This is a genomic window from Streptomyces sp. LS-MS-L19, from assembly GCF_058382285.1.
This window is the reverse complement of the sequence record NZ_JBYCLL010000001.1, coordinates 5,129,191-5,152,841: the sequence shown is the minus strand read 5'-3', so window position 1 is coordinate 5,152,841 and position 23,651 is coordinate 5,129,191. Positions and strand designations below refer to the sequence as shown.

Here is a 23,651-nt window from a genome sequence, read left to right as displayed (position 1 = left end):
GCCGCGCTCACCGGGGGCGCAGCCGGCCCCGCTCACCAGGTGCGCAGCCGGCCCCGCTCACCAGGTGCGCAGCCGGCCGCGCTCACCGGGGGCGCAGCCGGGCCGCGCTCACAGCGTGCGGAGCAGGACCGCCGGCTGTTCGACGCAGTCCGCCACGTACCGCAGGAAGCCGCCCGCGGTGCCGCCGTCGCAGACCCGGTGGTCGAAGGTGAGCGACAGCTGGACGACCTGGCGCACCGCCAGCTCGCCCTCGCGCACCCATGGCTTGGGGACGATGCGGCCGACGCCGAGCATGGCCGCCTCGGGGTGGTTGATGATCGGCGTGGAGCCGTCGACGCCGAACACGCCGTAGTTGTTCAACGTGAAGGTGCCGCCGGTGAGTTCCGCCGGGGTGAGGGTGCCGGTGCGGGCCGACTCGGTGAGCCGGGCGAACTCCGCGGACAGCGACTCGGCGTCCCGTGCGTGCGCGTCCTTCACGACGGGCACGACCAGTCCCCGCTCGGTCTGCGCGGCGAACCCGAGGTGGACGGCGTCCAGCCGCACGATCTCCCGGGCCGCGGTGTCCACGGTGGAGTTGAGCTCGGGGAACCGGGCGAGGGCGGCGGTGCAGATCCGGGCGAGCAGCGCGATCAGGGAGACCTTCGGCCCCCCGGCGGCGTTCATCGCGGTGCGGGCCCGCATCAGTTCCGTCGCGTCGGCGTCCACCCAGCAGGTGGCGTCGGGGATCTCGGTCCGGCTGCGGGAGAGCTTGTCGGCGACAGCGCCCCGGACGCCCTTGAGGGGAACGCGGGTTCCTCCGGGGGAGGCCACGGGGGCCGTCTCCACGGTGGCGGCGGGCGCGGGCGCCGTACGCGCCGGTGCGACGGCGGCACGCAGGGCGTACTCGACGTCGGCCCGCAGGATCAGTCCGTCGGGGCCGGAGCCGGTGAGTTCCCTGAGGTCCAGGCCGTTCTCGCGGGCGAGGCGGCGGACCAGCGGCGAGATCACGGGGACGGGCCCCTCGATCACCTCGGGAGGTTCGGGTCGCGCCGGCCGGCCGTCCACCGGCACGAGCACCTGCTGCTCCCGCCGTACCCTGCGCCTGCGCGCGGGCGCCTCCGACGTGCCGTATCCGACCAGGACATTGCCCGAGCCGTTGCCTTGCGAGCTCCCGCCCGAGCCGTTGCCTTGCGAGCCCACGCCCGCGCCGTTGCTCTGCGAGCCCACGCCCTCCTGGGCCTGCGCCGGACCGCCGGAGGCCGGCGCGCCCACGGCCACCGTGATCAGCGGCGCCCCCACGGGAAGCTCGCTGCCCTCCTCGCCGTAGCGGGCCGTGACGACGCCGGCGTAGGGGCAGGGGACGTCGACCATCGCCTTGGCCGTCTCGACCTCGACGACCGGCTGGTCGACCGCGACGACGTCGCCGACCTCGACCAGCCAGCGGACGATCTCCGCCTCGGTCAGGCCCTCGCCGAGGTCCGGCAGCCTGAACTCCAGCACCTGCGCCATCAGCTCTCCGCCTCCCATTGCAGACGCCCCACGGCGTCCAGGATCCGGTCCACGCCGGGCAGGTGGTGACGCTCCAGCATCGGCGGCGGGTAGGGGATGTCGAACCCGGCCACCCTGAGCACCGGCGCCTCCAGGTGGTGGAAGCAGCGCTCCGTGACCCTGGCCGCGATCTCCCCGCCCGGTCCGCCGAACCCGCCCGACTCGTGCACGACGACCGCGCGTCCGGTCCGCCGTACGGAGGCCGCGACCGTCTCGTCGTCGAACGGCACCAGGGAGCGCAGGTCGACCACTTCCAGGTCCCACCCCTCCTCCCGCGCGGCCTCGGCGGCTTCCAGGCACACGGGCACGGACGGCCCGTACGTGATGAGTGTGGCGCTCCGGCCGGGGCGCCGCACCACCGCGCGGCCTATGGGTTCAACGGCCTGCGGGTCGTCCGGGTTCCAGGTGTCCTTCGACCAGTACAGCCGCTTGGGCTCCAGGACCACGACCGGGTCGTCGGAGGCGATGGCGGCGCGCAGCAGTCCGTAGGCGTCGGCGACGGTCGCGGGGGTGACGACGTGGAGGCCCGGGGTCGCCATGTAGTACGCCTCGGAGGAGTCGCTGTGGTGCTCGACGCCGCCGATGCCGCCGCCGTAGGGGACCCGGATGGTGATCGGGAGCGGCATCGCGCCGCGGGTGCGGTTGCGCATCCTGGCGACATGGCTGATCAGCTGCTCGAACGCCGGGTAGGCGAAGGCGTCGAACTGCATCTCCACGACCGGGCGCAGCCCGTACATCGCCATGCCGACCGCGGTGCCGAGGATGCCGGCCTCGGCGAGCGGGGTGTCCGTGCAGCGGTCCTCGCCGAACTCCTTCGCGAGCCCGTCGGTGACCCGGAAGACCCCGCCGAGGGTGCCGACGTCCTCACCCATGACGTGCACGGTGGGGTCGGCGGCCATCGCGTCGCGGAGCGCGCGCGTCAGGGCCTGCGCCATGGTGGCCGGCTTGAGGGCGACGGTGGTCATCGGTGCGCACCCCCGTGGGAGTCGTGCTCGGCCTCCAGCTCGGCGCGCAACTGGGCCTGCTGCTCGCGCAGTTGCGGGGTGGGCTCGGCGTAGACGTGGGCGAACAGGTCCATGGGGTCGAGGGACGGGTCCTGGTTCATGCCGTCGCGCAGCGCCGCGGCGAAGGCCTCGGCGTCCTGGCGTACGGCTTCGAGGCCGGCTTCGTCGATCAGCCCGCGCTCGGTCAGTTCGTGCTCCAGGAGGGCGATCGGGTCGTGGCCGCGCCAGGTCTCGACCTCGGCGTCGCCGCGGTAGCGGGTCGCGTCGTCGGCGTTGGTGTGGGCGTCCACGCGGTAGGTGATCGCCTCGACCAGGGTGGGTCCGCCGCCCGCGCGGGCGTGGCGTACGGCGGCGGTGAGGACCTCGTGCACGGCGACCGCGTCGTTGCCGTCGACCAGCCGGCCCGGCATGCCGTAGCCGACGGCCTTGTGGGCCAGCGACGGCGCCGCGGTCTGCTTGGCGAGCGGGACGGAGATCGCGAAGCCGTTGTTCTGGACCAGGAAGACCACCGGAGCCTGCCAGACGGCGGCGAAGTTCAGCGCCTCGTGGAAGTCGCCCTCGCTGGTGCCGCCGTCGCCGACCATGGCGAGCGCGACCACGTCGTCGCCCTTGAGGCGGGCCGCGTGGGCGAGCCCGACGGCGTGCGGGAGCTGGGTGGCGAGGGGGGTGCACAGGGGGGCCACGCGGTGCTCGTGCGGGTCGTAGCCGGTGTGCCAGTCGCCGCGCAGCAGGGTCAGCGCCTGGACGGGGTCGAGGCCCCGGGCGACGGCGGCGAGGGTGTCGCGGTAGCTGGGGAAGAGCCAGTCGCGGTCCTCCAGGGCGAGCGCGGCGGCGACCTCGCAGGCCTCCTGGCCGGTGCTGGAGGGGTAGACGGCGAGCCGGCCCTGCTTGGTGAGGGCGGTGGCCTGGGTGTTGTAGCGGCGGCCGCGGACCAGCTCGGCGTGCAGGCGGCGCAGCAGGGCCGGGTCGGCCTCGGCGGCCGCGTCGGTGCCGAGGACGCGACGGGGCTCCGCGTCGGGCAGCAGGGGCGCGGGGTCCGTGCGGGGCTGCCAGGCGGGCGGCGGCGATGGCCGGTACGCGCCCCGCTGCTCCATGACCGTCATGACGGCACCTCCTCGTGGGAGACGGCTTCGGACGCACCACGGGTGTGAGGCGCCTCACCTACCGATTGTTCGGTCGTCGGCACATTTTGGCTACAGGCCCCCTCAGGCTGTGGACAAACGGTTCTCCACAGCCTGAGATGGACGCAGTACGTCCATGGTAGGGAGGCGGGGGGACATGGCACCTGAACAAATGGCCGAAGGCCCGGAGGGCGGGGTCCCCCTCGCGCCCCCTCGTCCGCTCGACGCCATCGATCAGGACATCCTCCAGATGCTCCAGGCGGACGGGCGCGCGTCGATACGGTCGGTCGCCGAACGGGTGCATGTCTCCCGGGCCAACGCCTACGCGCGCATCAACCGGCTCGTCGAGGACGGCGTCATCCGCGGCTTCGGGGCCCGCGTCAACCACGAGCGGGCGGGCCAGGGCACCTCGGCCTACATCACCCTGAAGATCGTGCAGAACTCCTGGCGCACGGTCCGCGAACAGCTCAGGCAGCTGCCCGGGGCCTCGCACATCGCGCTGGTCGGCGGCGACTTCGACGTCCTGCTGCTCGTCCACACCCCGGACAACAGATCCCTGCGCGAACTGGTCCTCACCCGTCTCCAGGCCATCCCGGAGGTCCTGAGCACCCGCACCCTGCTGGTCTTCGAGGAGGAGGACCTGGAGCCGCAGGGCTGAGTCAGGAGGCCCCGGGGTCCGGGGCCGGCTTCAGGAAGCTCTGCGCAGGCCCCCGAAGATCAACTGGGCCACCGCGTCGGCGACTTCGCGTTCGTTCATGCCGCGGCCGTCCGGGCGGTACCACTCCACGATCGAGTTGATCATCCCGAAGACCAGGCGGGTCGCCAGGCGCACCTCCACGTCCCCGCGCACGTCGCCGTCCGCCGCGGCCGCCTTCAGGAGCTCGGCGACCCGGTGGTCGAAGTCCCGGCGCCGCTCCAGCGCCCAGCGCTCGGTGCCGGTGTTGCCCCGCACCCGCAGCAGCAGGGTGACGTACGGCAGTTCCGCGATCAGCACCTCGACCATGCGCCGCACGACGTACTCCAGCCGGTCCGAGGCGCGGCCCACGCGCGCGTGCTCCTCGTCGAGGATGCCGAAGAGACCGTCGAGGGCCCGGCTGACGGCCCGGCGCAGGAGCTCCTCCTTGCCGGTCACGTGGTGGTAGATCGACGACTTGGAGATGCCGGCGGCCTTGGAGAGGTGCTCCATGGAGGTGCCGTCGTAGCCGCGCTCGATGAAGACCTGGACGGCGACGGACAGCAGCGTCTCCGGGGTGTACGTGTCCCGCTTGGCGGTCGTCATGAGGTGCTGCCCTCCCGCTTGTCGGAGGCGTAGGCGTGGCGGTACAGCGCGAGCGAGGGCGCGTACCGCCCCGACGGGTCGCGCAGGTGCAGGTCGTCGAGGAGGCTGTAGGCCCAGTTGCGGCCGAGCCGGCGGCTCCACTCGAACGGGCCCAGGGGGTAGTTCACCCCGAGCCGCATCGCGGTGTCGATGTCCTCCTCGGTGGCCACGCCCTTGGCGACCGCGTCGTGCGCGAGGTCGACGATCCGGGCGACCGTGCGGGCGACGATCATGCCGGGCACGTCACCGATGACGCTGACGGCCTTGCCGAGCGCCTGGAAGAGCCCCACGGCCTCGGAAAGGGTCTGCTGCGCGGTGTCCTGGGAGGCGGACAGGGCGATGCGGGTGGCCCTGCGGTAGTCCAGCGCGAGGTCGAAGTAGACGACGTCCCGGAACTCCACCGAGGTCTGCCCGTCCGCGAGCGCGAGCTGGCCGCCGCTCGGCAGGACCAGCCGGGTGCCGTGGTCCTCCTCGTCCTCGCGGACCGGGATGCCCGCCTCGCGGATCAGGGCGAGCAGTTCGGACGCGGGGCCCAGGTCGCCCTCGACGACGACGTAGGCGGGCGCCGGGGCGGGCTCCGCGGTGTGCGGCTCGTCGCGCTCGGCGCCCTCCGTGTAGTCGTACCAGCCGCGACCGCTCTTGCGGCCGAGCCGGCCCGACTCGACCAGGCGCTGCTGGGCGAGGGAGGGCGTGAAGCGCACGTCCTGGAAGAACGCCCGCCACACGGAGTGGGTGACGGACTCGTTGACGTCCTGCCCGATCAGGTCGGTCAGCTCGAACGCGCCCATCTTGAAGCCGCCGCACTCGCGCAGCACGGCGTCGATGGTGGCGGGCTCGGCGCCCTGGGCCTCGTGGATGGCGAACGCCTCGGCGTAGAAGGGCCGCGCGATGCGGTTGACGATGAAGCCGGGGGTGTCGGCGCAGGCGACCGGCGTCTTGCCCCACGCGCGGGCCGTCTCGTACGCGCGCGTGGCCGAGGAGACGTCGGTGGCGAACCCGGAGACCACCTCGACCAGCGGCAGCAGCGGGGCCGGGTTGAAGAAGTGCAGGCCCACGAAGCGGCCCGGATTGCGCAGGGCGCCGCCGATGGCGGTCACCGACAGGGAGGAGGTGTTGGTGGCGAGCAGACAGTCCTCGTCGACGATGTCCTCGAGCTCGCGGAACAGCTCCTGCTTGACGTCCAGCCGCTCCAGGACGGCCTCTACGACCAGGGTGCAGTCCGCGAGGTCGGTGAGGTGCTCGGCGGCCGTCAGGCGGGCGCGGGCGGCGTCCCGGTCGGCGGCGGTGAGCCGGTCCTTCTCGACGAGCCGGTCCAGGCGGGCGCCGATCGCGTCGGCCGCCTCCCGGGCCCGGCCGGGGACGGCGTCGTAGAGCCGCACGGGGTGTCCGGCGACCAGCGCGACCTGGGCGATGCCCTGGCCCATGGTGCCGGTGCCGACGACGGCCACGGGGCTGCTGAGGTCGAGTGCTGTCATGTGCGCGATCCTCCCGCACGGGGTTTTCCACAGATGCGGCGGACCCCCTTGTCCCGACCGATCGTTCGGTTACTCTAGCTCTGTCCGGCTGTTCCTGCCCATGTTCTGCCCAGGTCATGAGCTCGACGAAGAGTTCGAAAGACGAGGAGTTGGTCCCGCATGGCCGCCGAACTGACCGCCCACGAGCTGATCGCCGAGCACCGGCCCACCCTCGACCAGGCGCTGGAGGCGATCCGCACCCGCGCGTACTGGTCGCCGCACCCCGAACACCCCAAGGCCTACGGGGAGAACGGCAGCCTCGACATGGCCGCGGGCAAGGCCGCCTTCGACGCCCTCCTGGGCAGCCGCCTCGACCTCGGCCAGCCCGGCACCGACGACTGGGTGGGCGGCGAGGTGTCGCCGTACGGCATCGAGCTGGGCGTCGAGTACCCGCACGCGGACCTGGACGTGCTGCTGCCCGCGATGAAGGCGGGCCGGCGGGCCTGGCGGGACGCGGGCGCGGAGATCCGCGCGGTGGTCTGTCTGGAGATCCTCAAGCGGATCAGCGACCGGACCCACGAGTTCGCGCATGCGGTCATGCACACCAGCGGCCAGGCGTTCATGATGGCGTTCCAGGCGGGCGGCCCGCACGCGCAGGACCGCGGCCTGGAGGCGGTGGCGTACGCGTACGTGGAGCAGGTCCGCACCCCCGACACCGCGGAGTGGACCAAGCCGCAGGGCAAGCGCGACCCGCTCGCGCTCACCAAGCGGTTCACGCCGGTCCCGCGCGGGATCGGCCTGGTCATCGGCTGCAACACCTTCCCGACGTGGAACGGCTATCCGGGCCTGTTCGCCTCCCTCGCCACCGGCAACGCCGTCCTGGTCAAGCCGCACCCGCGCGCGGTGCTGCCGCTCGCGCTCACCGTCCAGGTGGCGCGCGAGGTCCTGAGCGCGGCCGGCTTCGACCCGAACCTGGTCGCGCTCGCCGCCGAGCGCCCCGGCGAGGGCATCGCGAAGACCCTGGCGACCCGCCCGGAGATCCGGATCATCGACTACACCGGCTCGACGGAGTTCGGCGACTGGCTGGAGGCCAACGCCCGCCAGGCGCAGGTCTACACCGAGAAGGCCGGCGTCAACTCGGTGCTCGTGGAGTCGGCCGGCGACTACAAGGGGATGCTGTCCAACCTGGCGTTCTCCCTCTCCCTGTACAGCGGCCAGATGTGCACGACCCCGCAGAACCTGCTGATCCCCCGCGACGGCATCCGCACCGACGAGGGCCCCAAGACCTACGACGAGGTGGTCGCCGACCTCGCCCGCGCGGTCGACGGCCTCCTCGGCGACGACGCGCGCGCGAACGCCCTGCTGGGCGCGATCGTCAACCCCGACGTGAAGGCACGCCTGGAGGCCGCGGCGGGGCTCGGTGAAGTCGCCCTCGCCTCGCGGGAGGTCGCCAACCCGGAGTTCCCGGGCGCGGTCGTGCGCACCCCCGTCCTCGTCAAGCTGGACGGCGCCAAGCCGGACGACGAGGCCGCCTACATGAGCGAGTGCTTCGGCCCGGTGTCCTTCGCGGTGGCGGTGGACTCGGCCTCCGACGCCGTCGAGCTGCTGCGCCGGACGATCCGCGAGAAGGGCGCGATGACGGTCGGCGCGTACACCACCGACGAGGAGGTCGAGGAGGCCGTCCAGGAGGTCTGCCTGGAGGAGGCCGCGCAGCTGTCGCTGAACCTGGTCGGCGGGGTGTACGTCAACCAGACGGCCGCGTTCTCCGACTTCCACGGCTCGGGCGGCAACCCGGCGGCGAACGCCGCGCTGTGCGACGGCGCCTTCGTCGCGAACCGGTTCCGGGTCGTCGAGGTGCGCCGGGAGGCCTAGGAGGTCGTGCCGGGGCTCCCGAGGCTCCAGTGGTAGAGCGTCATCGCCACGCTCGTCGCCAGGTTGTAGCTGGAGACCTGGGGGCGCATCGGGAGGGCCACCAGATGATCGGCACGCGCGCGTACGTCGGATGACAGTCCGCGGCGCTCCGAGCCGAAGGCGAGGACGGCGTCGTCCGGGAGCTTCAGACCCCGGATGTCGTCGCCCTCCGGGTCCAGGGCGAACAGCGGTCCCGGCGGCAGTTCGGCGGCCGTCAGGCGCTCCACCGCGGTCGCGAAGTGCAGGCCCGCCCCGCCGCGCACGACGGTCGGGTGCCAGGGGTCGAGTGTGCCCGTGGTGACCACACCGGTCGCCCCGAAACCCGCGGCCAGGCGGATCACGGCACCGGCGTTGCCGAGGTTGCGCGGCTGGTCGAGGACCACCACGGGCGCGGTGCGCGGCGTGCGGGCCAGCTGCTCGAGGTGCGCGGCCCGGGACGGCCGTACGGCCAGGGCCGCCACCGCCGTCGGATGCGGGCGCGCGACGAGGGCCCGGTACGCCGGCTCCGGGACCTCCGTCAGCAGCGCCGCCAGGGTCTGCCGTACGTCCGGTGCGAGCTCGTCGGCCAGGGCGAGCGTGGCGCCGCGGTCGGCGGTGACCGCGACCGGGACCTCCGCGCCGAAGCGCAGGGCGTGCTTGAGGGCGTGGAAGCCGTCGAGCAGGACGGAGGTGTCGGCGAGCCGGTGCCACAGGCTCAGGGGATCGGTGCCGGTCATGCGGGGAAGCCTACGTGCGCGGGATCGGGGTTCTCGGGGTTCTCCCGGCCCGGTTCCTTCGGAGTGCGCTGCTTCGGTGGCCGCGGGATCGGGGTGCCCGCGCCGCCCCCGAGCCGTGTCCGCAGCCGGGCACGCACGCGTGCGGCTCCGTCTCCGAGGCGGCGCAGGAACGATGTCGGCAGGAAGACCGAGTCGGCGGCGATCATCGCCAGCGAGAAGAACGGCAGGCCGAGGACGACCGCGATCACCGCGTGCTCGGTGATCATCACCGCCAGCAGGACGTTCTTGACCCGCCGGTTGAACAGGGTGAACGGGAAGGCGACCTGCACGGCGACCGTGCCGTACGTCACCAGCATCACCATGAGGCCGTTCGCCGCCAGCAGGTCGGCGAGAGCGGGCCATGGCGAGAAGGACTCCAGGTGGAGGGGGTAGTAGACCGCGGTGCCGTCCTGCCAGCGGGAGCCCTGGATCTTGTACCAGCCCGCGGTCGCGTAGATCAGACAGGCCTCGGCCATGATCACGAGCAGCGCGCCGTTGTGGACGATGTTGGCGATGACGTCGAGCATGATCCGCGACTGACCGGACCGGCCGAAGCGTCCGACGGCCCACCACAGGGCCTGCGCCAGCCAGAGGGCCCACAACAGGGCCGGGACGACCCAGTCGCCGTCGAGTCTGCCCAGGAGGGTCGCCGACACCAGCACGAGCCCGAGGACGCCCCACAGCGCCGGGCCGGCCCGGTCGACGACGTGCTCGCCACGCGCGTGTGCCTCACGGGTGCGCCGGGCCCGCCGCTCGTCCAGCGACCAGACCTGGCCGCAGCGGGTGAGGACGAGGTAGATCGACATCAGGTGCAGGACGTTGTCGCCGCCGTCGCCCATGAAGACGCTGCGGTTCTGGAGCGAGAGCACCCCGACCATGAACAGGACGGACACCGCGCGGGTGTGCCAGCCGAGCAGCAGCAGGAGGCTCGACAGGACGGCAAGCACATACACGGTCTCGAACCAGAACTGTCCGCTGGACCACATCAGGGTGGTGAACGCGCCATTGGTCGAGATCAGCTGCTCGGCGAGGTTCCAGTTCCAGGGGCCGTCGGGGCCGTAGAGCTCCTGGCGGTGCGGGAGCTCGCGCAGCAGGAACAGCAGCCAGGTCGCGCTGAAGCCGATGCGGATCATCGCGCTCTGGTAGGGGCCGAGGGCAGCCTCGGTGACACGGGCGATCGCGGTCGACACCGCGAGAGCGAAGCGGTTCACCGGACGCTCCCCTCGGTGTCGTCGGCCGTCACGGGCCACCAGGACAGTTCCCGGTAGACCGGCTGCACCGAGACCTTCTCGTCGCTCCACTTCGGCGGCGGGACGTTGGAGGTCCGGGAGCGCACCTGGACGCTCACGAGAACGTCACCCCGCGCGGTGGCGTCCTCGCGCTCCAGGCGGAGCACCACGATGCGGCGCAGATACGTCTCGGACAGGGTGCCGCGCAGGCCGATCGGACGGTTGTTCGCGTCGTGCGTGGCGACGAAGAGGTCCCAGGAGCGGCGCAGTTCGTTCTGCTGGGTGTGGCTGGGCAGCGGATTGCCGTCTATGGCCCTGCCGTCCTGGGCGGACAGGTCGTACCAGCCCGTCGTACGGCTGCCCCCGTCGGCCCCGCGGATCCGGGCCCGGACCTGCACCGCGATGTTCTGCTGCAGCGGGTTCGGCGCGAACAGCTTCCAGTTCTGCTCGAACTCCGGGTAGATCCAGTCGTCGACCGCCGTGCCGTGCTGCTTGGTCACCGTGTTCGGGGGCGCGACGTGCAGGAACACCATCCCGATATGCACACAGACGACGACGGCGACGACGGCGAGCGACAGGGCGACACCGATCTGGTACCGGAGGGAGAGGGCGGCTATGCCGGTGCGGGGGTCGGGATGCGGGTGCGGGGTGGGGTGGGGCGGGCGTATCGGGGTGGGGGTGGGGTCTGTCGGTTCGGCAGGGCTGGTGACGCCGGTCGGCTCGGTGTGGCCCGGGGTGGCGCTCGGGGCGTCCGGGCTTCGCCGGGCGTTCGAGCCTTCGTCGTACGCGTCCATTCCGCCCCGTTCCCGAATCCGGTCGTCCCGCGGCCGGCCCGGCACGCAGGGCGCCGCGACACCGTGACCGGCGCCCGCACCCGCCTCGCCGCGGTGGCTCGCACCGGCACGGTACTCAGGCCCGACCGCCCCGCACAGCCCTTGTGAGAAGCCCCCACCGTGGCCGTTCTCACTCCCGGCCCGGTTTTCCACAGGCGACGGCCGTGGGTTTTCCACAGCGGTGGACACCTTACGGCGCCGCACGCAACCATGAACCCCACACAAACCGAACGATCGGTCGCCATCCGGCACCCGCTTCACCCGCCGGGTCAGCCCCCGGCCGACCGTTCCCTTCTTCTAGAACCTGTTCTATCTTGACGGACCGTCAGATCAGCTGACCCGATCTGCCGACCCGTCGGAAGGACAGGGACCGTGGACTTCACCTTCAGCGAGGAGCAGCAGGCGGCGGCCGAGGCGGCGCGGGGAGTGTTCGCCGACGTCGCCCCCGACGCGGTGCCGTCCCCGGCGCTCACCACGGGCGCCGTGGCCGACGCGTTCGACCGCGCGCTGTGGTCCAGGCTCGCCGACGCGGACCTGCTGAGCCTGCTGGCGGCGGAGGAGTACGGCGGAGCCGGCCTGGACGCGGTCGCGCTGTGCCTGGTGCTGCGGGAGTCGGCGAAGGTGCTGGCACGGGTGCCGCTGCTGGAGAACAGCGCGGCCCTGGCAGCCGTACAGGCCTACGGCGGTCAGGAGCTGAAGGCGGAACTGCTGGAGCGGGCCGGGCGCGGGGAGATCGTGCTGACCGTCGCCGCGAGCGGCCGCACCGGCCACGACCCCGCCGAACTCGCCGTCACCGCGCGCCAGGGGGAGGGCGAGGGCGCCGACTGGGTCCTGGACGGGGTGCACACGGCGGTGCCGTGGGTGTACGACGCGGACTTCGTCGTCGTCCCCGCGCACACCGCGGCTGACCGCACCGTCCTCGCCCTGGTGCCCCGGGCCCATGACGGGGTTGCGCTCGGCGAGCAGTTCTCCACCAGCGGGGAGCGGCTGGGCGAGCTGCGGCTGGACTCGGTGCGGATCGGTGCGCGGGACGTGATCGACGTCGAGGGCGCCTGGGAGTGGCTGCGGGACCTGCTGACCACGGGGACGTGCGCGCTGGCGCTCGGCCTGGGCGAGCGGGTGCTGCGGATGAGCAGCGAATACACCAGCAAGCGCGAGCAGTTCGGGTTCCCGGTCGCCACCTTCCAGGCCGTGGCCGTGCAGGCCGCCGACCGGTACATCGACCTGCGCGCGATGGAGGTCACGCTGTGGCAGGCCGCGTGGCGGCTCTCCTCCGGGGCGCGCGGCGCGCTGCCGGTCGCGGGGGACGTCGCCGTGGCGAAGATCTGGGCCTCGGAGGGGGTACGGCGGGTGGTGCAGACGGCACAGCATCTGCACGGCGGCTTCGGCGCCGACGTCGACTACCCGCTGCACCGCTACCACGCCTGGGCCAAGCATCTGGAGCTGTCCCTGGGCCCGGCGGCGGCGCACGAGGAGGCGTTGGGGGATCTGCTGGCGGCACATTCTCTGGGATAGGTGAAACCGCGGGGCCCTTGATCGGCGACTGAGAGGATGACGGAACCGCTCCGACCGAAGGAGGCCGAGCATGATGCTGCTCGCCCTGTCCGGCGTCCTCGTGCTCACCATCGGGGGCTGTGTCTGCGTCTGGTGGGCGGCCCGGGGCGGCCCACGCTGGACACGCGCGGTGTCGGCCGCGACCCTCGCGACGGGCGAACTGGCCCGCCGCGCCAGCCGCTACGACCGAAACCCGACCGGCCAGGACAACTGAGCGCCTCACCGCGGAACCGGCGGAGGCACAGGACAGTGGGACGCACAGAACCGACTGAGCTGCAGAATCACCGGCCCCACGAAACCGCTTGAGCCGCGGAACCACGGCCCCACAGACCCGCCGGAACCCCAGAACCCCAGCCTCACAGACCCGCCGGAACCCCAGAACCCCAGCCCCGCACAACCGCCGGAGGCTAAAGCACGAAACCCGGCCGGCCGTCGTCCGTCACCACAGGCCGGCCCACCTCGGCCCACAGCTGCATGCCGCCGTCGACGTTCACGGCGTCGATGCCCTGCTGGGCCAGGTACATGGTGACCTGGGCCGAGCGGCCGCCGGACCGGCAGATCACGTGCACGCTGCCGTCCTGCGGGGCGGCCTCGGTCAGCTCGCCGTAGCGGGCCACGAACTCACTGATGGGGATGTGCAGCGCCCCTTCGGCGTGCCCCGCCTGCCACTCGTCGTCCTCGCGGACGTCCAGCAGGAAATCGTCGTCCTTGAGGTCCGTGACCTGGACCGTGGGCACACCACCACCGAAATTCATGGTGCCGACGCTACCCGAAGCCCTCGGGGCGCCGCCGGTCACTCCTGTGCGAGCAGCTCCGCGAGCTCCGCCTCGCGCGCGGAGACGTCGGCCAGGAGCTGCTCGGCGATCTCCTCGAGGAGCTGGTCGGGGTCGTCCGGTGCCATCCGGAGCATCGAGCCGATCGCGCTCTCCTCCAGCTCCCGCGCGACCACCGACAGCAGCTCCTTGCGCTGGGACAGCCATTCCAGGCGGGCGTACAGCTCCTCGCTGGGCGTGGGGCCCTGCTCCGGGGGCTTGGGCCCGGCGGCCCACTCCTCGGCCAGCTCCCGCAGGAGCGGCTCGTCGCCCAGGGAGTAGGCCGCGTTGACCCGGGTGATGAACTCCTCGCGCCGGGCCCGCTCGGTGTCGTCCTGGGCGAGGTCCGGGTGGGCCTTGCGGGCGAGCTCGCGGTAGAGCTTGCGGGCCTCGTCGCTGGGGCGCACCCGCTGCGGGGGCCGCACCGGCTGGTCGGTGAGCATCGCGGCGGCCTCCGGGAAGAGTCCCTCCCCGTCCATCCAGCCGTGGAACAGCTCCTCCACACCGGGCATCGGCAGCACCCGCGCGCGGGCCTCCTCCGCCTTGCGCAGGTCCTCGGGATCACCGGTACGGGCGGCCCGGGCCTCGGCGATCCGCGCCTCCAGCTCGTCGAGGCGGGCGTACATGGGGCCGAGCCTCTGGTGGTGCAGGCGGGAGAAGTTCTCCACCTCGATGCGGAAGGTCTCCACCGCGATCTCGTACTCGATGAGCGCCTGCTCGGCGGCCCGCACGGCCCGCTCCAGCCGCGCGGTACCTGCGGCGGCCGGGCCGTCGGTTTCCGGGGACGTCATCCGGACAGCGTAACCGTGCCGGTGTGGGGCGGACGCCATCCGGGGTTGCCAGGTGAGGCGGCCGGGCAGGCACGGCTGGGGTTGCGGCTGGTCGCGCGGTTCCCCGCGCCCCTCGGGGGTGGGTGCGAGCACCGGCCGTCAAGACGGCATCGCCTCCTCACACCCCGCCTCCGCACACCCGCCGCCTCCGCACACCCCCGTCTCCTCCTCACACCCCCGTCTCCGCCGCCACCCTCCCCGCTCTGATCCCCGCCACCAGCTCCCCGTGGTCCGCCTCCGTGCGGTCGGCGTAGGTGACGGCGAATGTGGCGATCGCCTCGTCGAGTTCGTCGTTCTTGCCGCAGTAGCCGGAGATCAGGCGGGGGTCGGCGCTGTGGGAGTGGGCGCGGGCCAGCAGGGCGCCGGTCATGCGGCCGTAGTCGTCCACCTGGTCGGCGGAGAGGGCGGCGGGGTCGACGCTGCCCTTGCGGTTGCGGAACTGGCGGACCTGGAAGGGGCGGCCCTCGACGGTGGTCCAGCCCAGCAGGTTGTCGCTGACGACCTGCATCCGCTTCTGGCCCAGCACCACCCGGCGGCCCTCGTGGTCGACCTCCGGGGCCTCGAAGCCCGCGGTGACCAGGTGGGGCAGCAGGGCCGAGGGCCTGGCCTCCTTGACCTGCAGGACCAGTGGTTCGCCCCGGTGGTCCAGCAGCAGGACGACATAGGAGCGGGTGCCCACGCTGCCCGTGCCGACGACGCGGAACGCCACGTCGTGCACCGCGTGCCGGGCCAGCAGCGGCAGGCGGTCCTCGGAGAGCGTGCTGAGGTAGTGCTCCAGGGACTCGGCCACCGCCGCGGCCTCCGCGTCCGGCACCCGGCGCAGCACCGGCGGGGCGTCCACGAACCGCCGGCCACCGTCCTCGGTCGGCTCCGTCGACTTGGCCGCGAAACGCCCGCTGGTGTTGGCCCGCGCCTTCTCCGAGACCCGCTCCAGCGTGCCGACGAGGTCGTGGGCGTTGGCGTGGGAGACGAGTTCCTCGTCCGCGATGGCGTTCCACGCGTCCAGCACCGGCAGCTTGGCCAGCAGCCGCATGGTGCGCCGGTACGCGCCCACCGCGCCGTGGGCCGCCGCGCGGCAGGTGTCCTCGTCGGCGCCGATCTCCCGGCCGGCGAGGACCAGGGAGGCGGCGAGCCGCTTGAGGTCCCACTCCCAAGGGCCGTGCACCGTCTCGTCGAAGTCGTTCAGGTCGATGACCAGGTCGCCGCGGGCGTCGCCGTACAGGCCGAAGTTGGCCGCGTGGGCGTCACCGCAGATCTGGGCGCGGATCCTGGTCATCGGGGTGCGGGCCAGGTCGTACGCCATGAGGCCCGCGGAGCCGCGCAGGAAGGCGAACGGAGTGGCCGCCATCCGTCCCACCCGCAGCGGGGTGAGTTCGGGGATGCGGCCGCGGCTCGACTCCTCGACGGCGTCGACCGCGCCGGGACGGGAGATGTCCAGGTCGAGCGCGGCATGGGCACTGCGCGGAACGCTCTCGCGCAGCGCCTTGCCCTGCTTCTTGGGCGAGTCCTGGTGCGAGCCCTCGGGCCACCGGGCGAAGCCGCGCACGACGGGCCGCCGTGCCGCACTCCCGACGGACTCCGCCGCCGCCCCGGCCTGGGCCCCCACACCGGTCTCGGTCACATCGACCGCCTCCCCGTAACTGGCTCCGCGCCGGTCCGCTGTCCGGTCCGCGCATCAGGATCATCAACTCGTGCCGACCGTACAACCACCAGCCGAAACGCGTCAGACCCTGTGGACAACTCCGATCCGCCGGCCCGACTTGTCCACAGCCTGATCCACGTCCACACGGTCGCGTCGCACGACGTCTTCTTCAGGCGCACGAGCGCGTGGCACAGGTGTGGCACAGGTAGCGAGGGCGGCCGTACGCGTCGCTGCTTGCCGCCATCAGGAGCACAGCGGTGTCCCCGGACGGCCCGGTGAGCCCGCCCGAGCACCGTGGGTATGCCCAGCCCTACCCCAAGTCTCGTCCCTGCCGCACTGCTCCCGGGTGCCCTCAGCCGGTTTGGTGGAGCCACCGAGGAGACGAGAGAGGCGGCACCCGGATGACGGCTTGGCCGGCGGAGCAGCGGGCGCGGCGCACGGCGACGTCGGCGTCTGTGATCCGTGAACCCCGCCACCCCGCCACCCCGCCACGCCTGACCCAGCACCCCCTCCCCGAACCCCCCAAACCCTCCGCCCCGCCCAGACCCGCGGGAAGACCGACACCGAACGAGTAGGGACAGATGAACAACGACGCCATCCAGTTGCGCTCCGTCAGCAGGAGCTACAGGTCGGGCGACAGCACCGTCACCGCCCTGGACCAGGTCTCCCTCTCCTTCCCCCGCGGCACCTTCACCGCCGTCATGGGCCCCTCCGGCTCCGGCAAGTCGACCCTCCTGCAGTGCGCCGCCGGCCTGGACCGCCCCACCTCGGGCTCGGTCTCGGTGGGCAGTACGGAGCTGACCGGGCTCAGCGAGACCAAGCTGACTCTGCTGCGGCGCGAGCGCATCGGCTTCGTGTTCCAGGCGTTCAACCTGCTGCCCGCGCTGACCGCCGAGCAGAACGTCGCCCTGCCGCTCCGGCTGGCCGGCCGGCGGGTCGCCAGGGCCCGGGTCCGTGAGGTGCTCCAGCAGGTCGGCCTCGGTGACCGCGCCCGGCACCGCCCCACCGAGATGTCCGGCGGCCAGCAGCAGCGCGTCGCCCTGGCCCGTGCCCTGATCACCCGCCCCGAGGTGCTCTTCGGCGACGAGCCGACCGGTGCCCTGGACTCGCGGACCAGCCGCGAGGTGCTGACCCTGCTGCGCTCCATGGTCGACCGCGAGGGCCAGACGGTCATCATGGTCACCCACGACCCGGTGGCCGCCTCCTACGCCGACCGCGTGGTCTTCCTCGTGGACGGCCGCGTCAACGGGGAGCTGACCGGCGCGAGCGCGGACGACATCGCGGCCCGTATGACCAAGCTGGAGGCCGTGCCGTGCTGAGCGTCGCCCTGTGCACCCTGCGCACCCGCTGGGTCACCTTCGTCGGCAGCTTCGTCGCGCTCTCGCTGGGCGTCGCGCTGCTCGCCGTGATGGGCCTGGCCCTCGCCTCCTCCCTGGACGCGCCCGAACGGCAGCCGGAACGGTTCGCCGCGGCACCGGTCGTCGTCCGGGGACAGGACACCCTGTCCGTGCCGACCCCGATCGGCGACCGCACCCGGAAACTCGCCCACCCGCGCGAGGTACCGGAGGCGACCGTGGCGAAGCTGCGCCGGCTCGGCACGGTCGTCGAGGACCGTTCGTTCCCCGTGCGGGCCGCCGAGGGTCCCGGCGATCTCGTCGGCCACCCCTGGTCCACGGCCGCCTTCGCGCCGTACGAGATCGACGCGGGCCGTGCTCCCCGCGCCGCCGGCGAGGTCGTCGTCACCGGCGACTGGGCGCGGCCCGGTGAGCGGGTCACGACCGACCGCGGGCCCCTCACGGTCGTCGGCACCGTCGCCTCGCGCGGCTTCGAGAACGCCGTCTTCTACACCGACGCCCGTGCCGCCGAACTGGCGTCGAGGAGCACCCAGTTGGTGGTGCGGGCGGACGCGTCCGAGGTGCGGGCGGCCGTCGGCGACCAGGACCTCCGGGTCCTCACCGGCACCGACCGCCGCCTCGCCGACGCCGACCCGGACCGCGACCGCGAAGCCCTGACCGCGATGAACGCCATGTTCGGCACCGCGGGCGGGGTCACCGCGTTCGTGTCGGTGTTCGTGGTGGCGTCCACGTTCGCCTTCGCGGTCGCCCAGCGGCGCCGGGAGTTCGGCCTGCTGCGCACCGCGGGGGCCACGCCCGGCCAGGTCCGGCGGATGGTGTTCGCGGAGGCCCTGGTGGTGGGCGTACTGGCGTCGGCGACCGGCTGTGTGCTCGGCGCGTACGGCGCCCCGAAGCTCGCCGCGTGGGTGGTCGACGGCGGACTCGCACCCGGCTGGTTCACCATCGGCGACTACACCTGGCCGTACCACATGGCCTTCTGGACCGGTCTGCTCGTCGCGCTGCTCGGAGTGATCGCCGCGTCCTGGCGTGCCGGACGCACCGGGCCGACTCAGGCGCTGCGCGAGGCGTCCGTGGACACCAAGGCGATGACCTGGGGCCGCTGGTTGTTCGGGGCGGGCCTGCTGCTGACCGCCGCCGTGACACTCGGCCTCGCGCTGGTCTCCGACCCCGGCGAGCTGCTGCACCGCAAGACCTATGTGAGCCGTCCGATGCTGCTGATCACCGCGATCGCGTTGCTCACGCCGGTCCTGGTGCGTCCGCTCACCCGGTTGATCGCCTGGCTTCCGGCCCAGCTGCCCGGCGCGGGCGGGATGCTGGTGCGGGAGAACGCGGCCGCGGGCATCCGCCGTACGGCGGCCATCGCGGCACCCGTACTCGTCACGGTCGCCCTCGCGGGCTCGCTGCTGGGCGCCACGGCCACGCTCGACGAGGCGAAGGCCACGGAGACGCGCGAGCAGACGGCAGCCTCGTTCGTCGTCACTCCGCCCGGGGGCGCCGGGTTCGACGCGGCGACCGTGAAGGAACTCGAAGCGGTGAAGGGCGCCGAGGTCTCGGTGACCTCGTCGAGTGCCGTGTACGTCCTGGAGGAGGGCGTCGCCCTCATCAGGTCCGAGGCCCGCGCGGCCGACGCGGGACCGCTGGCGAGGACCGTCCGTCTGCCCCTGGCCGCCGGGAAGGTGAGCGACCTCGACGACGACTCGATCATCGTCAACGAGGAGTGGGAGAAGCACACCGTCGGCCAGCGGGTCGACGTGTGGCTCGGGGACGGCACCAGGAAGTCGCTGCGGATCGCCGCCGTGATGACGACCGGCACCGGCAACAACGGCGCCTACGTCACCCCCGCCAACGCCCCCGGCGCGAGCGTCGACCGGGTGGACGTCTCCCTGACCGAGGGGGCCGACGCGTCCGCCGTGGCCACCGCACTCGCCAGGACCGGCGGGCGGGTCTTCACCAAGGACCAGTGGGTGCGGGCCAGTTATCCCGAGACCAGCCGGACCACCCGGTACGGCTTCCTGCTGGTCCTCGGTATCGCCCTGCTCTACACCGGGATCTCCCTGGCCAACACCATGGTCATGGCGACCTCCGACCGGGTGCGCGACCTGGCCGTCCTCCGACTGGCCGGGGCCACCCCGTGGCAGGTGCTGCGGCTGGTCGCCGGTGAGGCGCTGATGGTCGTCGCGGTGGGCGGAGTACTCGGCCTCCTGGTCGCCGGGCTCAACCTGGCGGGCATGTGGAGCGCGCTCGGTCTGCTGTCGGTGGGGAGCCCGGTCCGGCTGCCGTGGGCGGAGCTCGGGGCGACCGTGGGTGCGTGTGCGGTACTCGCCGTGGTGTTCTCCGTCGCCCCGGCCGGGCTGGCCATGCGGCGCCGGGCGGTGGAGCTGGCCGGCATCCGCGAGTGACCCCACGACGGCGCCGGTCGGCACCTCCCCCCCGCCCCGGCCGACGTGAAGCATCAACTCGCTTGCCCGCCAAGGCCGTACAGCGAATGTTTCACGTGAAACAGCGAAAGAAATCGCTGCCGCAGCCCAACAAAGAAGGGCCCCGGTCGTGAGATACCTCACCGCCGGGACCCTGCCATGCCACCGTCCGAGCCATAGCCATCACGCAACGAGGAACGGGCCCCCACCTGTGACTTTCGTCACCGGTGAAGACCCGTTCCGTCGGTTCTTCGCTGTGCGCGAGGGGGGAGTTGAACCCCCACGCCCTTGCGGGCACTGGAACCTGAATCCAGCGCGTCTGCCTATTCCGCCACCCGCGCATTGGGTGTGTCCTCGGGCCCCTCGCCTTGCGGTCCGGCGCCTTCCGACACGCAGAACATTAGCACGCTGGAGGGGGTGGGTTCACATCGCTTATCCGTGGGCAGCCGCCCACCAGCGGGTACGCGTGCGCCCGCCGAACCGGGGTGCCGCCGGCCACGTATCAACCTGTGCCGGTTCACGTATCAACCTCGTACCGGTAGCCCCCGTCCGCCCAGGAGCCGGTCGGGGTCCACAGTCAGGTGCGGGACACTGGTCTGCGGCCGCCTCTACGATCCTTGACAGAGGAGTTCGACAGCGGAGTTCGAAGACGAGCTCCACAGGGAACTTCGGAGGCGTCGACACCCGTCGACCGTGCCGACAGGGGGAACCAGCCGATTCACCGGCGCGTGGATACGATCAGTAAGCAGTACCAGGTAAGCAGCAGCCGGCGCAGTACCCAGGGCGGCAAGGACGGAGGAGGTGCCTCATGGGAGTCCTGAAGAAGTTCGAGCAGCGTCTCGAAGGTCTGGTCAACGGCACCTTCGCCAAGGTGTTCAAGTCCGAGGTCCAGCCCGTGGAGATCGCGGGCGCGCTCCAGCGTGAGTGCGACAACAACGCGACCATCTGGAACCGCGACCGCACGGTCGTACCCAATGACTTCATCGTGGAGCTGAGCACACCCGACTTCGAGCGGCTCAGCCCCTACTCGGGCCAGCTCGGTGACGAGCTCGCCGGCATGGTGAAGGACTACGCCAAGCAGCAGCGCTACACCTTCATGGGCCCGATCAAGGTCAACCTCGAGAAGGCGGACGACCTCGACACCGGCCTGTACCGGGTGCGCAGCCGTACGCTCGCCGGATCCACCGACCAGCAGGCCCCCGGCGCCGCGGCCCCGGCCGGCCGCCCCGGCCCGGGTGCCGGCGGTTACGGCTACCCGCCGTCGGCCGCTCCGGCAGGTGCCCCGCCCATGCCGTCCGCCCCACCGCCGCCCGGCGGCCGCGGCGGGTACGGCTACCCGCCCGCCGCGGCGGCACAGCGCCCCGGCGCCGGCGGCCCGGTCGGCGCGCCCGCCCCGGGCTCCCGCACCCGCCACTGGATCGAGATCAACGGCACCCGCCACCAGATCTCCCGCGCCACGCTGGTGCTGGGCCGCAGCACCGAAGCCGACGTGCGGATCGACGACCCCGGCGTCTCGCGCCGGCACTGCGAGATCCGGACCGGAACGCCCTCGACGATCCAGGATCTCGGGTCCACCAACGGCATCGTGGTGGACGGGCAGCACACCACCCGCGCTACGCTCCGCGACGGCTCGCGGATCGTCGTGGGCAGCACCACCATCATTTACCGGCAAGCCGAAGGGTGAAGCGGGGGCAATGTCAGAGCTGACCCTCACGGTCATGCGGCTGGGTTTCCTGGCCGTACTGTGGCTGTTCGTGATCGTGGCCGTGCAGGTCATCCGCAGCGACCTGTTCGGTACGCGCGTCACCCAGCGCGGCTCGCGCCGGGAGGCAGGCCGGGCCCAGCAGGCCCAGCGGCAGGCGCCCCCGCAGCAGCGCCAGCAGCCGGCCGCCGGGGGCCGCCAGCGCCGTAACGCCCCCACCAAGCTCGTCGTGTCCGAGGGCACCCTCACCGGCACCACCGTCGCGCTCCAGGGCCAGACCATCACGCTGGGCCGGGCGCACGACAGCACCATCGTGCTGGACGACGACTACGCCTCCAGCCGGCATGCCAGGATCTACCCGGACCGCGACGGCAACTGGATCGTCGAGGACCTGGGCTCGACCAACGGCACATACCTCGACCGGAGCCGGCTGACGACTCCCACACCGATTCCGCTGGGCGCGCCGATCCGTATCGGCAAGACCGTCATCGAGCTGCGGAAGTAGTGCTACATCATGAATAGGCGTGAGCGGAGCGAGCACGCGGCGTGGGCCCCCACCCCGGGCCCCGGCGCGCTCCCGACCGGAGGGTGGGCACCGTGCGGATGTATCCGGAGCCGACGGGCGAGGTGCGCATGAGTCTGTCACTGCGCTTCGCCGCCGGATCGCACAAAGGCATGATCCGGGAGGGCAACGAGGACTCCGGATACGCCGGGCCCCGCCTGCTCGCCATCGCCGACGGCATGGGCGGCGCCGCCGCCGGCGAGGTCGCCTCCTCCGAGGCCATCTCCACCATCGTCGCCCTCGACGACGACGTCCCCGGCTCCGACGTCCTCACCTCGCTCGGCCACGCCGTACAGCGCGCCAACGACCAGCTGCGCTCCATGGTCGAGGAGGACCCCCAGCTGGAGGGCATGGGCACCACGCTCACCGCCCTGCTGTGGACCGGCCAGCGCCTCGGCCTCGTGCACGTCGGTGACTCGCGCGCGTACCTGCTGCGTGACGGCGTCCTCACCCAGATCACCCAGGACCACACCTGGGTGCAGCGCCTGGTCGACGAGGGCCGCATCACCGAGGAAGAAGCCACCACCCACCCCCAACGCTCCCTGCTGATGCGGGCGTTGGGCAGCGGCGAACACGTCGAGCCCGACCTGTCGATCCGTGAGGTCCGGGCCGGCGACCGCTACCTGATCTGCTCCGACGGCCTGTCCGGCGTGGTCTCCCACCAGACCCTCGAGGACACCCTCGCCAGCTACCAGGGCCCCCAGGAGACCGTGCAGGAGCTGATCCAGCTCGCACTGCGCGGCGGCGGCCCCGACAACATCACGGTCATCGTCGCCGACGTCCTCGACCTGGACACCGGGGACACCCTCGCCGGGCAGCTCTCCGACACCCCGGTCGTGGTCGGCGCGGTCGCCGAGAACCAGCACCAGCTGCACGACAACGGCATCATGCAGACCCCCGCCGGCCGCGCCTCCGGACTCGGCCGCCAGGTGCCGGGTCAGGGCGGCGGCGAGTACGGCGCGCCCGGCTCCGGCGACACCACCGGCTACGTCCAGACGGGCAGCTTCGGCGACTACACCGACGACGACTTCGTCAAGCCCCGCAAGGGCGGCAGGTGGCTGAAGAGATCCTTCTACACGGTGCTCGCGCTGGCTGTCATCGGCGGTGGCCTGTACGGCGGTTGGCGCTGGACCCAGACCCAGTACTACGTCGGCGTCAACGGCGAGCACGTGGCGCTGTACCGCGGCATCAGCCAGGACCTGGCCTGGGTGTCGCTCTCGAAGGTGTCCAAGGACCACCCCGAGATCGAACTCAAGTACCTGCCGCCGTACCAGCAGAAGTCGGTCGAGGGCACGATCGCCGAGGGCGACCTGAAGACCGCCCAGAAGAAGATCGACGAACTCGGCGTCCAGGCCTCCGCGTGCAAGAAGGAGGCCGCGGCCGAGGCCGCGGAGAGCGGGAAGAACTCCAAGACGGGTCAGGGCGAGGCCGGCGGCACCACGGGAACCACCCAGTCCTCCCTCGCGTCCAAGGCCACACCGACCCCGACGAGCACGTCCTCCCCGTCCCCGAACGCTTCCGCATCCCCGACCGCGCCCACTCCCACCCCCGGCCCCACCCTCTCGGACGAGGAGAAGCAGGTCGTCGGGAACTGCGGTACGCAGTAGGCAAGCCGTGAGAGGCCC

The 23,651-nt window shown here is 72.4% G+C and carries 20 protein-coding genes and 1 tRNA gene; 9 read left to right on the top strand and 12 right to left on the bottom strand.

What is annotated here, in order from left to right; all coding sequences use genetic code 11:
- Positions 1-108: 108 nt before the first annotated feature.
- The 3 genes from AC2XR2_RS23070 to pdhA are packed head-to-tail and all read right to left on the bottom strand — an operon-like array spanning position 109 to position 3,634.
- Entirely contained in the window at positions 109-1,488 is a 1,380-nt protein-coding gene (locus AC2XR2_RS23070; RefSeq protein WP_491516166.1) for a dihydrolipoamide acetyltransferase family protein, read from the bottom strand.
- Positions 1,488-2,492, bottom strand: coding sequence for an alpha-ketoacid dehydrogenase subunit beta (locus AC2XR2_RS23065; RefSeq protein ID WP_449348743.1), 1,005 nt, complete (start codon positions 2,490-2,492; stop codon positions 1,488-1,490). The genes AC2XR2_RS23070 and AC2XR2_RS23065 overlap by 1 nt, the downstream gene beginning before the upstream one ends.
- Positions 2,489-3,634, bottom strand: a complete 1,146-nt coding sequence (pdhA, locus tag AC2XR2_RS23060; protein WP_491516165.1) for a pyruvate dehydrogenase (acetyl-transferring) E1 component subunit alpha — start codon at positions 3,632-3,634, stop codon at positions 2,489-2,491. The genes AC2XR2_RS23065 and pdhA overlap by 4 nt, the downstream gene beginning before the upstream one ends.
- A gap of 190 nt (positions 3,635-3,824) precedes the next feature.
- On the opposite strand from pdhA, the gene AC2XR2_RS23055 reads away from it, so the two are divergent.
- Positions 3,825-4,310 carry an Lrp/AsnC family transcriptional regulator gene (locus AC2XR2_RS23055; RefSeq protein ID WP_330269666.1) on the top strand — a complete coding sequence of 162 codons (486 nt, stop codon included), beginning with the start codon at positions 3,825-3,827 and terminating at the stop codon, positions 4,308-4,310.
- Positions 4,311-4,340: 30 nt separating this feature from the next.
- On the opposite strand, the gene AC2XR2_RS23050 is transcribed toward AC2XR2_RS23055, so the two are convergent.
- Both AC2XR2_RS23050 and AC2XR2_RS23045 read right to left on the bottom strand, forming a co-directional pair.
- Positions 4,341-4,931 (bottom strand): TetR/AcrR family transcriptional regulator, encoded by a 591-nt coding sequence (locus tag AC2XR2_RS23050; RefSeq protein ID WP_330265706.1) that lies wholly within the window; start codon positions 4,929-4,931, stop codon positions 4,341-4,343.
- Positions 4,928-6,445: a 3-hydroxyacyl-CoA dehydrogenase gene (locus tag AC2XR2_RS23045; RefSeq protein WP_491516164.1), complete on the bottom strand. Its 1,518-nt coding sequence runs from the start codon at positions 6,443-6,445 to the stop codon at positions 4,928-4,930. Before AC2XR2_RS23045 ends, AC2XR2_RS23050 begins: the two co-directional genes overlap by 4 nt.
- Positions 6,446-6,604: 159 nt before the next feature.
- Here AC2XR2_RS23045 and paaN point away from each other — a divergent pair, with 159 nt between their 5' ends.
- Complete coding sequence (gene paaN, locus AC2XR2_RS23040; protein ID WP_381299783.1) at positions 6,605-8,296, top strand: phenylacetic acid degradation protein PaaN; 1,692 nt, start codon at positions 6,605-6,607, stop codon at positions 8,294-8,296.
- Here paaN and AC2XR2_RS23035 read toward each other — a convergent pair.
- The 3 genes from AC2XR2_RS23035 to AC2XR2_RS23025 are packed head-to-tail and all read right to left on the bottom strand — an operon-like array spanning position 8,293 to position 11,113.
- On the bottom strand, positions 8,293-9,051 hold the full coding sequence (locus AC2XR2_RS23035) for a TrmH family RNA methyltransferase (RefSeq protein ID WP_491516163.1): 759 nt from the start codon (positions 9,049-9,051) through the stop codon (positions 8,293-8,295). The genes paaN and AC2XR2_RS23035 overlap by 4 nt on opposite strands.
- Positions 9,048-10,301, bottom strand: coding sequence for an HTTM domain-containing protein (locus AC2XR2_RS23030; RefSeq protein WP_491516162.1), 1,254 nt, complete (start codon positions 10,299-10,301; stop codon positions 9,048-9,050). Before AC2XR2_RS23030 ends, AC2XR2_RS23035 begins: the two co-directional genes overlap by 4 nt.
- Entirely contained in the window at positions 10,298-11,113 is an 816-nt protein-coding gene (locus AC2XR2_RS23025; RefSeq protein WP_491516161.1) for a DUF5819 family protein, read from the bottom strand. Before AC2XR2_RS23025 ends, AC2XR2_RS23030 begins: the two co-directional genes overlap by 4 nt.
- Positions 11,114-11,524: 411 nt before the next feature.
- Here AC2XR2_RS23025 and AC2XR2_RS23020 point away from each other — a divergent pair, with 411 nt between their 5' ends.
- Both AC2XR2_RS23020 and AC2XR2_RS23015 read left to right on the top strand, forming a co-directional pair.
- On the top strand, positions 11,525-12,667 hold the full coding sequence (locus AC2XR2_RS23020) for an acyl-CoA dehydrogenase family protein (RefSeq protein WP_491516160.1): 1,143 nt from the start codon (positions 11,525-11,527) through the stop codon (positions 12,665-12,667).
- Positions 12,668-12,737: 70 nt separating this feature from the next.
- Positions 12,738-12,920, top strand: coding sequence for a hypothetical protein (locus AC2XR2_RS23015; protein WP_123762029.1), 183 nt, complete (start codon positions 12,738-12,740; stop codon positions 12,918-12,920).
- A 193-nt stretch (positions 12,921-13,113) separates the two neighbouring features.
- On the opposite strand, the gene AC2XR2_RS23010 is transcribed toward AC2XR2_RS23015, so the two are convergent.
- The 3 genes from AC2XR2_RS23010 to AC2XR2_RS23000 all read right to left on the bottom strand — a co-directional run bounded on the left by AC2XR2_RS23010 (position 13,114) and on the right by AC2XR2_RS23000 (position 15,969).
- Positions 13,114-13,443 (bottom strand): rhodanese-like domain-containing protein, encoded by a 330-nt coding sequence (locus tag AC2XR2_RS23010; protein WP_449348911.1) that lies wholly within the window; start codon positions 13,441-13,443, stop codon positions 13,114-13,116.
- 56 nt (positions 13,444-13,499) lie between these two features.
- On the bottom strand, positions 13,500-14,309 hold the full coding sequence (locus AC2XR2_RS23005) for a J domain-containing protein (protein WP_330265714.1): 810 nt from the start codon (positions 14,307-14,309) through the stop codon (positions 13,500-13,502).
- A gap of 208 nt (positions 14,310-14,517) precedes the next feature.
- Entirely contained in the window at positions 14,518-15,969 is a 1,452-nt protein-coding gene (locus tag AC2XR2_RS23000; protein WP_449348740.1) for a DUF2252 domain-containing protein, read from the bottom strand.
- Positions 15,970-16,571: 602 nt separating this feature from the next.
- Here AC2XR2_RS23000 and AC2XR2_RS22995 point away from each other — a divergent pair.
- Positions 16,572-17,309 (top strand): ABC transporter ATP-binding protein, encoded by a 738-nt coding sequence (locus tag AC2XR2_RS22995; RefSeq protein ID WP_491516159.1) that lies wholly within the window; start codon positions 16,572-16,574, stop codon positions 17,307-17,309.
- The gene (locus AC2XR2_RS22990; protein ID WP_491516158.1) at positions 17,303-19,744 is read left to right on the top strand and encodes an FtsX-like permease family protein; all 2,442 of its coding nucleotides are present in this window, start codon (positions 17,303-17,305) and stop codon (positions 19,742-19,744) included. Before AC2XR2_RS22995 ends, AC2XR2_RS22990 begins: the two co-directional genes overlap by 7 nt.
- 275 nt (positions 19,745-20,019) lie before the next feature.
- Here the strand turns inward: AC2XR2_RS22990 and AC2XR2_RS22985 are convergent.
- Positions 20,020-20,103: transfer RNA gene (locus tag AC2XR2_RS22985), tRNA-Leu, on the bottom strand.
- A gap of 467 nt (positions 20,104-20,570) precedes the next feature.
- Here AC2XR2_RS22985 and AC2XR2_RS22980 point away from each other — a divergent pair.
- From AC2XR2_RS22980 to AC2XR2_RS22970, 3 genes are all read left to right on the top strand, one after another.
- Positions 20,571-21,446: an FHA domain-containing protein gene (locus tag AC2XR2_RS22980; RefSeq protein ID WP_330265717.1), complete on the top strand. Its 876-nt coding sequence runs from the start codon at positions 20,571-20,573 to the stop codon at positions 21,444-21,446.
- A gap of 10 nt (positions 21,447-21,456) precedes the next feature.
- Positions 21,457-21,969, top strand: a complete 513-nt coding sequence (locus AC2XR2_RS22975) for an FHA domain-containing protein FhaB/FipA (RefSeq protein ID WP_020134183.1) — start codon at positions 21,457-21,459, stop codon at positions 21,967-21,969.
- Between the two features lie 98 nt (positions 21,970-22,067).
- A complete protein-coding gene (locus AC2XR2_RS22970) occupies positions 22,068-23,633 on the top strand; it encodes a Stp1/IreP family PP2C-type Ser/Thr phosphatase (RefSeq protein WP_449348910.1) in 1,566 nt (521 codons plus the stop codon).
- The last annotated feature ends 18 nt before the right edge of the window (positions 23,634-23,651 follow it).